The sequence below is a fragment of the Deltaproteobacteria bacterium genome (assembly GCA_016874755.1).
In the GTDB taxonomy this organism is placed as follows: domain Bacteria; phylum Desulfobacterota; class Binatia; order UBA9968; family UBA9968; genus DP-20.
Window position 1 is genome coordinate 78,322 of sequence record VGTH01000006.1, and the last position, 14,544, is coordinate 92,865.

Below are 14,544 nucleotides of genomic sequence, written 5' to 3' on the forward strand. Positions count from 1 at the left end.
GCACGCTCCGCTTGTTTAGGAGCACTATATGTCGAGCCCTGATTTTGCCAACGCAAAAATCATCGACGCCGACGGCCATGTGCTGGATCGCGAGGCCGAACTGCACAAATTTCTTTTCCGCCATACCGTTGGACGGCGCTTTGAAACTTTGCTAGATTGCGTTGCGCTGATCTACGGCGGTATTCCGGAACAGTTTCCGCGCCTGCGCGTTGTCTTCCTCGAATGCGGCTGCGGCTGGGTGCCCTACTGGATGGACCGCATGGACGAAGAATGGGAGAAGCGCCGGAGCGAAGCGCCGCTGTTAAAAATGCGACCCAGCGACTATATGAAAAAGGGCAATTGGTTTTACGCGGCGGAGCCCGAGGAAAGCACTTTGCCGTTTTGCTTGGACAAAGTTGGCGAGGATACGATTTTATTCGCCTCCGACTATCCGCACTGGGACGGCAGCTTTCCTTCATATGACGTCGACGGTAGAGGGGCGCAGCGATATCACGGCGGCGCAAAAAGCAAAGAGCATGCGAGATAACGCCATCAAGCTTTATGGTTGGCATTAGCAAGGAGTAGATAGGTGAAACTTAGACCCGCAGCGCTGTTTAGCCTTGTCGCACTGATTTTCTTTTGCGTGTTCGTTTACAACGCTCAGGAGTGGCGCTTGCAAGCGAGACTGTATCCCTGGGCGATCGGTATCCCGATGCTGATCCTCGCCGTCATCCAATTCGTCATGGATTTGAAAGGTGTCAAAGCCAAAGAGGCCGCCGACGCGCCGATGGACTTTCAGTTCTCCGGGCAGAAAGAGCTGCCGCCTGACGTTGTGCGTAAACGAACCATCACGATGTTTGCATGGATGTTTGGCTTTTTTGCCATGATTTATTTTCTCGGCTACGTGATCGCTATTCCGTTAATGATTTTCACTTATCTAAAGTTTCAGTCCAACGAGAACTGGGTGTTATCGACCACTTTGACCGTTGTCGCTTTCATCTTCTTTTACAGCCTCTTCGTCAAGCTGCTTAATCTGCCCTTCCCCGACGGCATGATCCAGACCTGGCTTGGCATCGGCGCGTAGTAAGCGCCGATGGCCAAGCAGCTGCTTGATCGATTTCCATCATTCCCGCTTGTCTAAAGAGTTTGAAAGTTTAAAGTGACCCTACCGAGGGGGAGGTGTCTTCGATGCATCGGTCTCGAAATTTCATATATCGCGCCGGCTGGCTCGCCGTTGCGTGTTTGACGCTTGCTCTCGGCATCGCACCCTCGCTGCATGCCCAGACCGACGCCTATTACGCCGGCAAAACCGTACGCATCGTCACCGGCTTCACACCGGGCGGCTTTTACGACCGCTGGGCGCGGCTGCTGTCGCGCTACATGCCCAAGTATATCCCCGGCAATCCTAACTTCGTCGTGCAAAACATGCCGGGCGCTAGCTCGGTGATCGCCGCCAATTACGTCTACAACATCGCCAAACCGGATGGGTTGACACTCCTGGTACCCATTAACAGCCTCTATTTGGATCAGTTAACCGGCAGGCCTGAGGTAAAATTCGACGTGCGCAAGTTCGAGTTCATTGGCACCCAGGAAAAAGCGCCGGTCATGCTCTATTTCCGCGCTGATACGCCCTTCAGAAGCGTCGACGATATCATCAAAGCCAAGGAGCCGCCCAAGTGTGGATCCACCGGCACGGCCAGCACCGGCTACCTGCTGGCGCAAATTATGGACGAGGCATTCAAAGCGCGGATGCACACGGTTACCGGTTACCAGGGCGGCACCGAGGTCGATATCGCCGTGGAGCGCGGCGAGATCGTCTGCCGTGGCATGGACATAGCCCCCCACTTTGGCCGGGAGCCCTTCGACACCTGGCACAAGAAAGGCTTTGACCGGCACATCATTCAAAGCGGCACCAAGCGCGACCCGCGCATGAGCGATGTCCCGACCCTAACCGAAGTGATGGACCAGTATAAGACGCCCGAAGTCGTGCGCCGTACGGCGCGCATCATCTTGGCTAGTGGCGAATTCGGCCGGCCCATGGTCATGGGACCGGGCAACAAGCCCGAGCATCTAAAGCTCATGCGCGATGCTTATGCGCGTGCCATGCGCGACCCAGGGCTCATCGAGGAAGCTAGAAAAGGCCAAATGGATATGGAGTACACTTCTGGCGAAGAGCTCAATAGTCTGCTGAGGGAACTAATGGGCCAGCCGCGCGATGTTAATGAACGGGTGAAAAAGATTTTGACGCAGTGAGGAGATCTGGGAATGAAATTTCCGTTCAACCGTTCAACTGTTCAACCGTTCAACGTCTTCACACTCGCTCCACTGTTAGCCCTGAACCGACAAAAGTTTGCATCCATAGTGAACGCAGCGATTTCCGACTTCCTCGCCCTCTGGGAGAGGATAGAGGTGAGGGCACGCTGTGGCACGATCCTGTCGCGCTTCGAAACAGCCCTCACCCTAACCCTCTCCCAAGGGGCGAGGGAACTCGGCCGTTGCGCCTTAAGCCAAATTATCGTCGGATTGGGGTTAGCTCTCGCGCTTTTGAATCCTTGGCACCTTGAATCGGCGTCGGCCCAGCAGACGCCATTCTACCAAGGGAAAACCGTCCGCATCGTCGTCGGCTTGACGCCCGGCGGTTTCTACGACCGTTGGGCGCGGCTGCTCGCGCGGTTCATGCCGCTTTACATTCCCGGCCACCCGAACTTCATCGTGCAAAACATGCCGGGCGCCGGCTCGATGATCGCCATGAACCATGTCTACGGCGTCGCCAAACACGACGGCCTCACCTTGGTCATGCCTAACTACGGCGTCTACCTCGATCAGCTCGCTGGCCGCACAGAAGTCCAGTTCGACGTGACGAAAATGCACTTCATCGGCTCGCCGGAGAAAAGCGACATCGTGCTTTACGCCCGCGCCGACGCGCCGTTCAAGACGATTCAAGACATGCGTAAGCTCGCCGAGCCGCCCAAGTGCGGCGCCTCCGGCACCGCCAGCGCCGACTACCTGATTGCCAAAGTTCTGGAAGACACCCTCGGCGTTAAGATCAACTCCATCCTGGGCTACGCCGGTGGCAACGAGATCGATATCGCCGTCGAAAAGGGCGAAGTCCAATGCCGCGGCATGACCATCGCACCCCATTTTGGCCGTGAACCGTTCGATAGCTGGCACAAGAAAGGTTTCGACCGCCATATCTTGCAGACCGCCGAAAAGCGCGACCCGCGCCTGGCTGACGTGCCGACCATCTATGAGATCTTCGACGCCGAGAAAACACCGGAGGAGAGCCGCCGCGTCGCCGATGTCATCCTGCGCGGCGGCGACTTTGGCCGGCCGATGCTGGTCGCGCCGGGCGTTCCGGCCGATCGAGTGAAGATGCTCCGCGAGGCCTACGTCAAAGCTATCAGCAACCATGAGCTTTTGGCGGAGGCTAAAAAGTCGCGCATGGATGTCGAGCCGGTGAGAGGTGAGGATTTGGATGCGCTGGCGAAACGAGTGCTCAACCAGCCGCCGGCGGTGATTAAGCGGGTGAGAAAGATTCTTGAATGAAGGTTTTCGGGTTCTAAAATGGACGATGTACCGAAGAGCCATCCGGAGTCCTTCGACGAAGCTCAGGACGAACGGAATCGGAGTTGAACTCGTTTGTGAAAAAATCCGTTCATGCTGAGCCTGTCGAAGCATTCTTCGGTTTTTCCGTAGAATCTGCCAAGGAGTTCCGATGAGAGTTGCGATTCTAGCCATCACCCTGTTGCTCTTAGGTGCAGCAAAGCTTCCCGCCCAGACCCCCTACTACCAAGGCAAACAAGTTAGGATCGTCGTCGGCTTTACCAGCGGCGGTTTTTACGACCGTTGGGCGCGGCTGCTCGCGCGCTACATGCCCAAGTATATCCCAGGCAACCCTGCGTTCATTGTTCAGAACATGCCCGGTGCAGGTTCGGTGGTGGCAACCAACTACGTCTACAGCGTCGCCAAATCTGACGGGCTGACCATCGCTTTTCCCAGTAACGCCATCTACCTCGACCAACTGATCGGCCGCGCCGAGGTCAAATACGACGTCAAGAAATTCGCCTGGATCGGCTCGCCGGTCACCGAACCGATGATCTTTTACGTGCGCAGCGACTCACCGTTCAAGACCATTCAGGATGTAAAGGCCGCCAAGGAGCCCGCCAAATGCGGCGCCACCGGCACGGTGAGCAGCGACTATATACTCGGTCGGCTTTTGGAAGAGACGCTGCCGCCGACCAAGATCAACACCATTCTGGGCTATCCGGGCGGCGCAGAGATCGACATCGCGGTGGAAAAAGGCGAAGTCCAGTGCCGCGGCATGACCGCTTCGCCGTTCTTCGGCCGCGAGCCGTTTCTCTCCTGGCAGAAAAAGAATTTCGTTCGGGTGCTGTTTTTCACCGGCAACAAGCGCGACAAGCGGCTGCCCGACGTGCCGACGCTGTATGAAATCTTCGACAAAGAAAAAGTCTCCGAAGACCGGCGCCGGGTCGCCGAAGTGATTCTTGCCGCCGAAGAGTTTGGCCGGCCCATCGTCGCCGGCCCTGGCACCAACCCCGCCCATGTCCAAGCGCTGCGCCAGGCCTTCGAACAGTCGATGAAGGACCCCGAGCTGCTGGACGAAGCGAAGAAGCAGAGAATGGATGTCGATCCCGAGAGCGGCGAGAATCTGGAGAAGCTGGTCACCAAGACGATGAATCAGCCGGCGGATGTCGTCGCCCGGGTCAAGAAGCTTTTGGGAAATTAGTTGACTAGGACTTTGGTTGTGGCAGAGTTGTCGCGTCGAACCGACCTTTTACTGGAGGTTATGTAATGAAACGAATGGCACGGTTGATCGCTTTGGCGGTCTTGTTCGTTGCGGCGTCTCGGGTTCATGCACAGGAACCTTTTTACAAGGGCAAAACCATAACGATCATTGTCGGCACCAAGGCCGGCGATGTCTACGATCTCTATCCGCGCCTGGTCGCCGAGTACTGGCCCAAGTACATCCCCGGCAATCCCAACTTCATCATCCAGAACGTCGCCGGCGCGGCGTCGCTGATTGCCGCCAACCAGGTCTACAACAACACCAAAAACGATGGCCTGACCCTCGGCGCCATCTATCCAGCGCTCTATTTCGACCAGCTCATGAAAAAGCCGGAAGTGAAATACGATGTGTCCAAACAGCCCTGGATCGGCAGCACGGTGACCTCGAACCATCTCATGTACATGCGCGCCGATACACCCTACAAAACCACCGACGATGTGCGCGCCGCCAAGACCGCGCCCAAGTGCGGCGCCAGCGGTGTGGCTTCCACCGGCTACTACATGCCCAAGCTGATGGAGGAAGTGCTCGGCACCAAGTTCGATATCGTCTCGGGTTACCAGGCCGGACAGGATATAGATCTCGCCGTGGAGCGCGGCGAAATCCAATGCCGGGCATTTACGATTACCGCCTTCCATGCCCGCGAACCATTCATCTCGTGGCGCAAGCGCAACTTCGTCAACGTGATCATTCAAACCGGCACCAAGCGCGATCCGCGCCTCAAAGATACGCCGACGATCTATGAGCTCATGGACAAATACAAAACCACGGACGCCGGCAGAAGGCTCGCCAAGGTGATCTTGGCCTCCGGCGATTTCGGCCGTCCCATCGTCGCCGCGCCGGGCATCCCCGCCGACCGCTTGAAAATTCTGCGCGACTCCTTCAAGCAAGTATTGACGGACCCTGCGTTCTTGGCGGAAGCGGAGAAGCGCAAGCTGGAGATCGACCCGACCTGGTATGATGAAATGGAGCAGTTGGCAAAAGACGTGATGGCCACGCCGGCGGACGTGGTGGGGCGGATGAAGAAGCTATTGGGAGACGGTTAAATTGACCACAGTAAGGAGAATCGTTGCCGTGAAAAAATTATTTTTTTTGTCAATGCTTTCGATCCTGTGCGTCGGCTCGCTGGCCCAAGCCCAGACGCCTTTTTACCAAGGCAAGAACGTCACCATCATTGTCGCTGCTAAAGCTGGCGATGTGTATGACTTATATCCGCGACTCCTCGCCGAGTATCTGCCCAAACACATGCCGGGCGCGCCGAACATCATCGTTCAGAACGTCGCGGGGGCGGCGGGCTTGATCGGCACCAATCAGTTTTACAACACTGCGAAGCCGGACGGTCTGACTTTCGCGGCAACCTATCCGGCGCTTTTTTTCGAGCAGCTGGTGGGGCGGCCGGAAGTCAAGTTCGACTGGAGCAAGTTCATCTGGATCGGCAGCCCCGTGAGCTCGGCGAGCCTCATGTATATGCGCGCCGACACGCCCTACAAGTCGGTAGAAGACATTCGCACTGCGTCCTCGCCGCCTAAATGCGGCGCCACGGGCGTTACATCGTCGGCCTACTACATGCCCAAGCTCATGGAAGAGGCGTTCGGCACCAAGTTCGACATTGTCTCGGGATATGTCTCGGGCTCCGACATTGATCTCGCCGTCGAGCGCGGCGAGGTGCAGTGCCGGGCGTTTACGATCAACGCGTTTTTCGCCCGCGAGCCCTTCATTACCTGGCGTAAGAAAAACTTCGTCAACGTCTTGTATCAGACCGGCAGCAAGCGCGATGAACGGTTGAAGAACGTACCGCTTTTCAACGAGCTGATGGATCGCTACAAGACGCCGGAAGCGACGCGCCGATTCGCGAGAACGGTTCTAGCCTCCGATGAGTTTGGCCGGCCGCTGGTCTTTCCACCAGGCGTGCCGGCCGACCGGGTAAAGATCATGCGTGATGCCTTCAACAAGACCGTCGCCGATCCTGAGTTCCTCGCCGAAGCAAAACGGCGCCGGCTCGACATCGACGCAGAAGCCGGCGCGGAGCTGGACAAGCTAGCCAAAGAAGTCATGGCCACACCGCCGGATATCGTCGAGCGGGTGAAAAAATTGATCGGCATGTAGTTGCATCGTCGACGGATCGTGCTAATGACGCAGACCCCCCTCACGAATTTTCTTATCCCCTCTCCCCTCGCGGGAGAGGGTTAGGGTGAGGGGAACTAACAGCACAGGACCAATTTCCCATGCCGACAAACCACCCAAGAGCGAAGCTAACCGCTTCGCTCTTTTTTTTCGCGGCCCTCTTTCCGATCCGGTCGGACCTTCAACAGGCGTCGGCCCAGACGCCCTTCTATCAGGGTAAGACCATCACCATCGTTGTCGGCTCCTCCACCGGCGGCGGCTACGATCTCTGGGCACGGGTGCTGGCGCGCCATCTCGGCAAGCATATTGCCGGCAACCCGACCATTCTGGTGCAGAACATGCCGGGCGCGGCCTCCATCGTCGCGGCGAATTACATCTACGGCGTCGCCAAGCCTGACGGCCTCACCCTCGGCGCACTTTTGCCGGCGCTCTACTTCGACCAACTGGTCGGGCGCAAGGAAGTCAAATTCGACTTCGCCAAGTTCGGCTGGGTCGGCTCGCCGGAACAAAATGCGATCATGCACTACATGCGCGCCGACTCTCCCTACAAATCCATCGACGACATCCGCAAGGCCAAGGAGCCGCCGCGCTGCGGCAGCTCCGGCACCGGCACCACAGGATTTTACATTCCGCGTTTGCTTGACGCGGTGCTGGGAACCAAACACGTGGTCGTCAGCGGCTACCAGGGCGGTTCGGAAATCGATCTTGCGGTGGAGCGCGGCGAAGTCCACTGTTGGTCGCCGCTGATTGCGACCTACTTCGGCCGCGAGCCCTACGTCTCGTGGCACAAAAAAGGTTTCGTTCGCGTGATCATGCAGAGCGGCACCAAACGCGATCCCCGCCTCGGCGATGTGCCGACCATTTGGGAGTTGATGGATCAGTTCAAAACCCCCGACGAAGGCAGGAGGCTCACCAAAGTTATCTTCGTCGCTGCCACCCTAGGCCGGCCGATCGCCGTGCCGCCAGGAACGCCTCCCGATCGTTTGAAGCTCTTGCGCGAGGCCTATCAGAAAACCCTCAAAGACCCCGAGCTGATCGCCGAAACCAAACGGCAGCGCTGGGAGATCGATGCCGTCACCGGCGAGGAGATGGAAAAGCTCGCCAAGGAAGTGACGTCGCAGCCAAAGGAAGTGATCGAAAAAATGAAGGCGGTGTTGGGAAACTGAGATGAATTTTGGATTATCTGCCAAGGTCCCTGCAATCCGATACCGCGTTGGTAAATTCGTACTTTTGCTCGTGGTGCTTGGCTTTGAACTGTTGAACCCGTTAGACCTTGAACGGGCGGCGGCGCAGGCGCCGCCCTTCTATCAAGGCAAAACCATCACCATGGTCGTCGCCTCCACGACCGGCGGCGGCTACGATCTTTGGGCCAGGCTCGCGGGACGCTACATGGTCAAGTACATCCCCGGCAATCCGACCATTGTTACGCAAAATATGCCGGGCGCCGGGAATATCATCGGCGCCAATTATGTCTACGGCGTCGCCAAGCCTGACGGTCTGACGTTGGCTGCAGTGAATCCGGCGCTTTACTTCGATCAATTGGTCGGGCGTTCGGAAGTCAAATTCGACTGGGCCAAGTTCAACTGGATCGGTTCGCCGGAGAAAAACGACGTGGTCTCCTACATGCGCGCCGATCAGCCAATCAAATCGATGGACGACTGGCGCGCCGCAAAAGCGGCGCCCAAATGCGGCAGCACCGGCACTGGCAGCACCGGTCATTACATTCCGCGTTTGCTCGAAGAAACTTTGGGCATCAAAACCCAGATCGTCGCCGGCTACCCCGGTGCGGGAGATATCGAGCTCGCCATCGAGCGCGGCGAAGTCTTTTGCTGGTCGCCGCTGTTGGCCACGTACTTCGGCCGCGAGCCCTACCGGCGCTGGCACAAATCGGGTTACGTCCGCGTCCTGGTGCAGACTGGCGCCAAGCGCGATGCGCGTTTAAAAGACTCACCGACGCTAAATGAGCTGATGCAGCAGCACAAGACTACTGAATCCGGCCGCCGCATCGCCAAAGTGATTTTAACTGCGGCAACGTTGGGCCGCCCCATCGGGGTAGCCCCCGGCGTGCCGGCGGATCGCGTAAAGATCCTGCGCGATGCCTATGCCAAAGCGCTTGCGGACCCCGAGCTCATCGCCGAAGCGACCAAACAAAATTGGGAGATCGACGCAACCAAAGGCGATGAGCTGCAAACGTTGTCGAAAGAAGTGATGAACCAACCCAAGGAAGTCATCGAGCGTATGAAGTGGGTGCTGGGACGGGAGTAGCTCAATTTTGGATTTTCGATTTTGGATTGTCGGAGGGCTTGCGCATGAGATATGGCGTCGTCGCAGTATGCAACCTGCTCTTCCTCTTGGTCTTTGGGTTTTGCGGTCCCGGAGCAGCCCTGGCGCAAGCAAACTTTTATCAAGGCAAAACCATCCGCATCATCGTCGGCAATCTTCCGGGCGATACCCATGATCTTTTCGCGCGCGCGTACTCGCGCCACATGGGCAAGCATATTCCCGGCAATCCCAACATCCTGGTGCAAAACATGCCGGGCGCGGGCGGTATGATTGCGGCCAATCATGTCTACAACGTCGCTAAGCCCGATGGCCTAACGCTCGGCTCGCCGTCGCCGGCGCTTTACTACGCGCAGTTGATCGGCAGCAAAGAAGTCCGGTTCAACTGGCCGCGCTTTAACTTCATCGGCTCACCCGAGCGCAACGGCCACTTATTGTTCATGCGTGCCGATTCGCCGTACAAGACTCTCGACGACATTCGCAATGCCAAGGAGCCGCCCAAATGCGCCGCCACCGGCGTCGGCACCAGCGGCCACGACGTGCCCAAGCTGCTCGATGAGATGATCGGCTTGAAGTTCAATCTAATCACCGGCTACCCGGGCGGCGCCGAGATGGACCTGGCCATCGAGCGCGGCGAAGCGATCTGCCGCGCCATCACCATCGCCGCGTTCTTCGCCCGCGAGCCGTTTCAAACCTGGTACAAAACCGGCGTGGTGCGCATCATGCTCCAGACTTCGCGCCAGAGAAATCCGCGTATTCCCGACGTGCCGACGATCTTCGAGTTGATGGAGCAGCACAAGACGCCGGAGGTCAAGCGCCGGCAAATGCTCGTCTACCTCGGCGTCGGCGGCTTTGGCGCCTGGCCGATCCTCGCCACACCGGATATTCCGGCCGAGCGCGTGGCGACACTGCGCGAAGGTTTCAGCAAGACGATGAAAGATCCGGAATTTCTGGCCGAAGCGAAAAAAGCCCGCTGGGAAATCCGCCCCACCGCCGGCGAGGATTTACAAGCGCTGGCAAAAGAAGTAATAGATCAACCGCCGGAAGTGGTGGAGTGGTTGAAAAAATTGTTGGCGAAATAACTTTAAGCGAAAAGATCGGACAATGACACAAGGTGTAAATTTCTTGTCTAACCGGTTAATCAATATTCTCAGTGTTTTGGTTATCGCCTTCGGAGTTCTAAACCCTTGGACGCCTCAATCACTATTCGCCCAGGCCGATTTCTACCAAGGCAAAACCATCCGCTTCATCGTCGGCTACCAGCCTGGCGACTCGCACGACCTGTGGGCGCGCACCTACGCGCGCTTTCTCGGCAAATACATTCCCGGCAACCCGACCTTCGTCGTGCAGAACATGCCCGGCGCGGGCTCGATGATCGCGGCCAATCACGTCTACAAGCTCGCCAAGCCCGACGGCTTGACGCTGGGCTCCTTCGGCGGCGCGCTCTTCATGGCACAACTCACGGGCGGCAAGGAAGTGCAGTTCGACTGGCCGAAATTTTCCTGGCTGATGACGCCGGAGCGCGGCGGCCACTTGCTCTACATGCGCACCGACAATCCGCACAAGACGTTCGAAGACCTGCGCAACAGCAACGATCCGCCGAAGTGCTCGGCCACCGGCGTCGGCAGCACGGGCTACGACGTTCCGCGTCTGCTCGAAGAGGCACTCGGGTTCAAGTTCAAAGTCATCAGCGGCTACCCCGGCGGCGCCGATCAAGACCTGGCGATGGAACGGGGTGAGATTCACTGCCGCGCTTTCACCATCGACGCGTTCTTCGGTCGCGAACCGTTTTCCACCTGGATAAAGAAGGGCTTCATCCGCGTTTGGCTACAAACCGAAGAGAAGCGCAATCCTAAGCTGCCCGAAGTGCCGACGATCTATGAATTGATGGATCAATATAAAGTTCCCGCCGCCAAGCGCCGGCTCGTCACAACCTATCTGGGCATCTGGGGCTTCGGCTCCCGCCCCATCGTGTCGTCGCCCGGCATCCCGGCCGATCGTCTAAAAATCCTGCGCGAAGCCTTTGAAAAAATGTTCAAAGACGCCGAGTTCGAAGAAGAGCTCAAGAAACGCAAATGGGAAGTAAAGCCGGTGCGCGGCGAAGAGCTTCAAGCGTTGGCCAAAGAAGTAGTGAACCAGCCGCCCGACGTCGCCGCGGCGCTAAAACGAATTTTGAGCCATTAGCGCAGCAACCGTAGGATGGGTCGAGCGCAGCGATACCCATCTCCTTGGAGACTGTGTCGCAATGTGAAAATTCTCCGCTTTGTCATCCTGAGCGCCAGCCAAGGATCTGCTTTTCCGCGCAGTTGCTTGATGCAGATTCTTCGCCTTCGGCTCAAAATGACAATTGCGACACAGTCTCCTAACCCGGTGGGTATCGGTGGACCTCAACCCACCCTAGGTCTTGGCGAAATAAACTTATGCGGAGGCACGCATGAGACTTTTTTCGTTCAACCGTTCCCGTCGAACCGCTCAGAAACCCACAGTTCGACCGCTCAAGTTTTTCGGATTTGTCTTTCTGACGGTTGAACTGTTGAGCGGCTTGAACCTTGAACCGGTGGCGGCGCAGACGCCATTCTATCAAGGCAAAACCATCCGCGTCATCGTCGGCTACCAACCCGGCGACAATCACGATCAATGGGCGCGCACCTACACGCGCTACATGGGCAAGTACATTCCTGGCAACCCGACCTTTCTCGTGCAAAACATGCCGGGCGCCGGCTCGATGATCACGGCCAATCATATGTTCAACATTGCCAAGCCCGACGGATTGACGCTCGGCTCCTTCGGCGGCGCGCTGATCATGGCGCAGATCACCGGGCGCAAAGAGGTGCAATTCGATTATCCTAAGTACGGCTGGATCGGCACGCCCTACCGCGCCGGCCACGTGCTGTTCATGCGCAGCGACTCGCCGATCAAAACCATCGAGCAGTTTCGTCAAACCAACGATCCGCCCAAATGCTCGGCCACCGGCGTCGGCAGCACCGGCTACGACATCCCGCGTTTGCTCGAAGAAGCGCTGGGCATGAAGTCTAAAGTGATCAGCGGCTACCCCGGCGGCGCCGATCAGGACCTGGCGATGGAACGTAACGAAGTGCAATGCCGCGCCATCACTATTGACGGTTTCTTCGCGCGCGAGCCATTCATCAGTTGGCACAAGAAGGGCTTCGTGCGCCTGTGGCTGCATACGGAAAAGCAGCGCCACGCCAAAGCCCCAGATGTGCCGACGATTTTCGAGCTGATGGATCAGTACAAGATCGCCGATAACAAGCGCCGGCTGGTCAACACTTACTTAGGCCTGTGGGGCTTCGGCTCCATGCCGATCGTTACGACACCCGGCGTGCCGGCGGAGCGGCTCCAGATATTGCGCGAGGCGTGGAAAAAAGTTTTTGCCGATGCCGAATTTCAAGACGAGAGCGCCAAGCGCGGCTGGGAAGCGCGGCCCGTGTTTGGACCGGAGCTTGAAACCCTGGCCAAAGAACTCGTCAACCAACCGGCCGATGTTGCGGCCGCAATCAAACGGCTGCTCAGTCAATGAGTGACGGGTGCGAATTCTTGTCTAAACCTGCGGTAATTTTGCAAATTTCGGTTGACGCCTCCGTCCAGATGCGGTAATGAGCATGAGCCGCACCCACTGCGGCGAGGAGCGATTTCATGCTTGAAGCGTTTGTCATAGGATTCTGGAAAACGGTGGCATGGCCGGCCTTCGGCTACATGCTGATCGGCATTGCCATCGGGTTCTTTGTCGGTCTACTTCCCGGCATCGGCGGGCTATCGACGTTGGCGCTGATGCTGCCCTTCTCCTACTCGATCAAAGATCCGATCTCTGCGTTCGCTTTTCTGCTCGGCATGCTCGCCGTCACCGGCACCACCGGCGATTTAACCTCGATTTTGTTTGGGATCCCCGGGGAGGGGTCCTCAGCCGCCTTAATACTCGACGGCTATCCCATGTCGAAGAACGGCGAAGCCGGCCGCGCGCTCGGCGCGGCGATCATGAGCTCGGTGCTCGGTTCCGTGATCGGTGCTTTGTCGTTGGCATTATCGATTCCAATCATGCGCCCACTGGTTTTGCTATTCGGCTCTCCTGAGCTGTTTATCATCGCCATCATGGGCATCACGTTCATCGGCACGCTGGCTGGTCCGTCGTTGATCAAAGGCCTCTTGGCCGGCGGCATAGGTCTGATGCTCGCCGCCATCGGCGTAGATCCACAAACCGGCTCGCTGCGCTACACCTTCGGCACCCTCTATCTGTGGGACCGTCTCGACTTGATTCCGGTGGTCGTCGGCATGTTCGCCATTCCTGAGATCGTCGACTTGGCGGTGCGCGGCACCAGCATCGCCAGCGGCAAACAAGAAAAATTGACCGGCGTCATGGAAGGCGTCAAAGATACCTTCCGCCATTTCTGGCTGGTGGTGCGCTGCAGCTTGATCGGCGTCTACTTTGGCGTTTTGCCCGTGCTCGGCGCCAACGTCGCTCAATGGATCTCCTACGCCCACGCGGTGTCGGGACTGAAAGACAAGTCACGCGCCGGCAAAGGCGCGGTCGAAGGTCTCCTCGGCCCCGGCGCGGCAAACAACTCGACCCGCGGCGGCGATTTGATTCCGACGATTGCATTTGGCATCCCCGGCAGCGGCTCCATGGCGCTGCTCTTGGGCGCGATGTTGATCGTTGGCTTGAACCCTGGCCCGGAAATGCTCAAGTCGCGCCTCGATGTCACGTTCTCCATGGTTTGGGTGCTCATCCTCTCCAACCTGATCGTCGCCGCCCTTTGCTTCCTGATCCTCAATCACCTAGCGGCGCTAACTTTCATTCGCGGCTCGGTGCTTATCCCATTCCTAATGTTCCTGGTTTTCATCGGTTCGTTTACCGCCAACAACGATCTCGCCGACATCATCGTTACGCTGATCTTCGGCGTCATCGGCTACTGCATGGTGAAGTTTGGCTGGCCGCGGCCGCCGCTGATCCTTGGCCTGACGCTTGGCAAGATCGCCGAGAACTATCTGTGGATTTCGACTGCGGCCTACGGCGCCAAGTGGCTGCTCTTCCCGACGGTCATGGGCTTAATCGCCTTGACGATATTCACCGTTGCCTACCCCACGATCAAAGAGCGCATGGGCAAAGCCAAGTACGAACGGCCGGAAGACGCGGTGTGAAGGCCCCGGCACCTTGCCGCTCCATCTCGTCTAGCGTTTAGCGTCTGGCGTCTAGGGTTCTTCGGAACTCGGACGCCAGATTCATTTTAGGGATTATCTGCGAGTTCCGGCCGCAACAAACGCCAGACGCTTGACCCCAGACTCTAAACGCGTTCTTAGCCATTGACAGCCACTCATCATCGGTGGGATAACCATGCAAATAT

Annotated in this window: 13 protein-coding genes; all 13 read left to right on the forward strand. The window is 57.8% G+C overall.

From position 1 onward, the window contains the following. The first annotated feature begins 28 nt into the window (after positions 1 to 28). Positions 29 to 526, forward strand: a complete 498-nt coding sequence (locus FJ145_05400) for a hypothetical protein (GenBank protein MBM4260863.1) — start codon at positions 29 to 31, stop codon at positions 524 to 526. A gap of 42 nt (positions 527 to 568) precedes the next feature. Continuing rightward, on the forward strand, positions 569 to 1,063 hold the full coding sequence (locus FJ145_05405) for a tripartite tricarboxylate transporter TctB family protein (GenBank protein ID MBM4260864.1): 495 nt from the start codon (positions 569 to 571) through the stop codon (positions 1,061 to 1,063). 104 nt (positions 1,064 to 1,167) lie between these two features. Next, positions 1,168 to 2,232, forward strand: coding sequence for a hypothetical protein (locus tag FJ145_05410; protein MBM4260865.1), 1,065 nt, complete (start codon positions 1,168 to 1,170; stop codon positions 2,230 to 2,232). A gap of 12 nt (positions 2,233 to 2,244) precedes the next feature. Further along, on the forward strand, positions 2,245 to 3,525 hold the full coding sequence (locus FJ145_05415; protein ID MBM4260866.1) for a hypothetical protein: 1,281 nt from the start codon (positions 2,245 to 2,247) through the stop codon (positions 3,523 to 3,525). Between the two features lie 169 nt (positions 3,526 to 3,694). Beyond that, positions 3,695 to 4,726 carry a hypothetical protein gene (locus FJ145_05420; protein ID MBM4260867.1) on the forward strand — a complete coding sequence of 344 codons (1,032 nt, stop codon included), beginning with the start codon at positions 3,695 to 3,697 and terminating at the stop codon, positions 4,724 to 4,726. Between the two features lie 65 nt (positions 4,727 to 4,791). Next, positions 4,792 to 5,829, forward strand: coding sequence for a hypothetical protein (locus FJ145_05425; GenBank protein ID MBM4260868.1), 1,038 nt, complete (start codon positions 4,792 to 4,794; stop codon positions 5,827 to 5,829). A gap of 28 nt (positions 5,830 to 5,857) precedes the next feature. Then, complete coding sequence (locus FJ145_05430; GenBank protein ID MBM4260869.1) at positions 5,858 to 6,889, forward strand: hypothetical protein; 1,032 nt, start codon at positions 5,858 to 5,860, stop codon at positions 6,887 to 6,889. A 119-nt stretch (positions 6,890 to 7,008) separates the two neighbouring features. Further along, the gene (locus FJ145_05435; GenBank protein ID MBM4260870.1) at positions 7,009 to 8,073 is read left to right on the forward strand and encodes a hypothetical protein; all 1,065 of its coding nucleotides are present in this window, start codon (positions 7,009 to 7,011) and stop codon (positions 8,071 to 8,073) included. 1 nt (position 8,074) lies between these two features. Next, a complete protein-coding gene (locus FJ145_05440; protein ID MBM4260871.1) occupies positions 8,075 to 9,172 on the forward strand; it encodes a hypothetical protein in 1,098 nt (365 codons plus the stop codon). Positions 9,173 to 9,216: 44 nt separating this feature from the next. Beyond that, positions 9,217 to 10,269, forward strand: coding sequence for a hypothetical protein (locus tag FJ145_05445; protein ID MBM4260872.1), 1,053 nt, complete (start codon positions 9,217 to 9,219; stop codon positions 10,267 to 10,269). Positions 10,270 to 10,291: 22 nt separating this feature from the next. Then, entirely contained in the window at positions 10,292 to 11,371 is a 1,080-nt protein-coding gene (locus tag FJ145_05450; protein ID MBM4260873.1) for a hypothetical protein, read from the forward strand. 250 nt (positions 11,372 to 11,621) lie between these two features. Beyond that, the gene (locus tag FJ145_05455; GenBank protein ID MBM4260874.1) at positions 11,622 to 12,725 is read left to right on the forward strand and encodes a hypothetical protein; all 1,104 of its coding nucleotides are present in this window, start codon (positions 11,622 to 11,624) and stop codon (positions 12,723 to 12,725) included. 116 nt (positions 12,726 to 12,841) lie between these two features. Next, entirely contained in the window at positions 12,842 to 14,341 is a 1,500-nt protein-coding gene (locus tag FJ145_05460) for a tripartite tricarboxylate transporter permease (protein MBM4260875.1), read from the forward strand. The last annotated feature ends 203 nt before the right edge of the window (positions 14,342 to 14,544 follow it).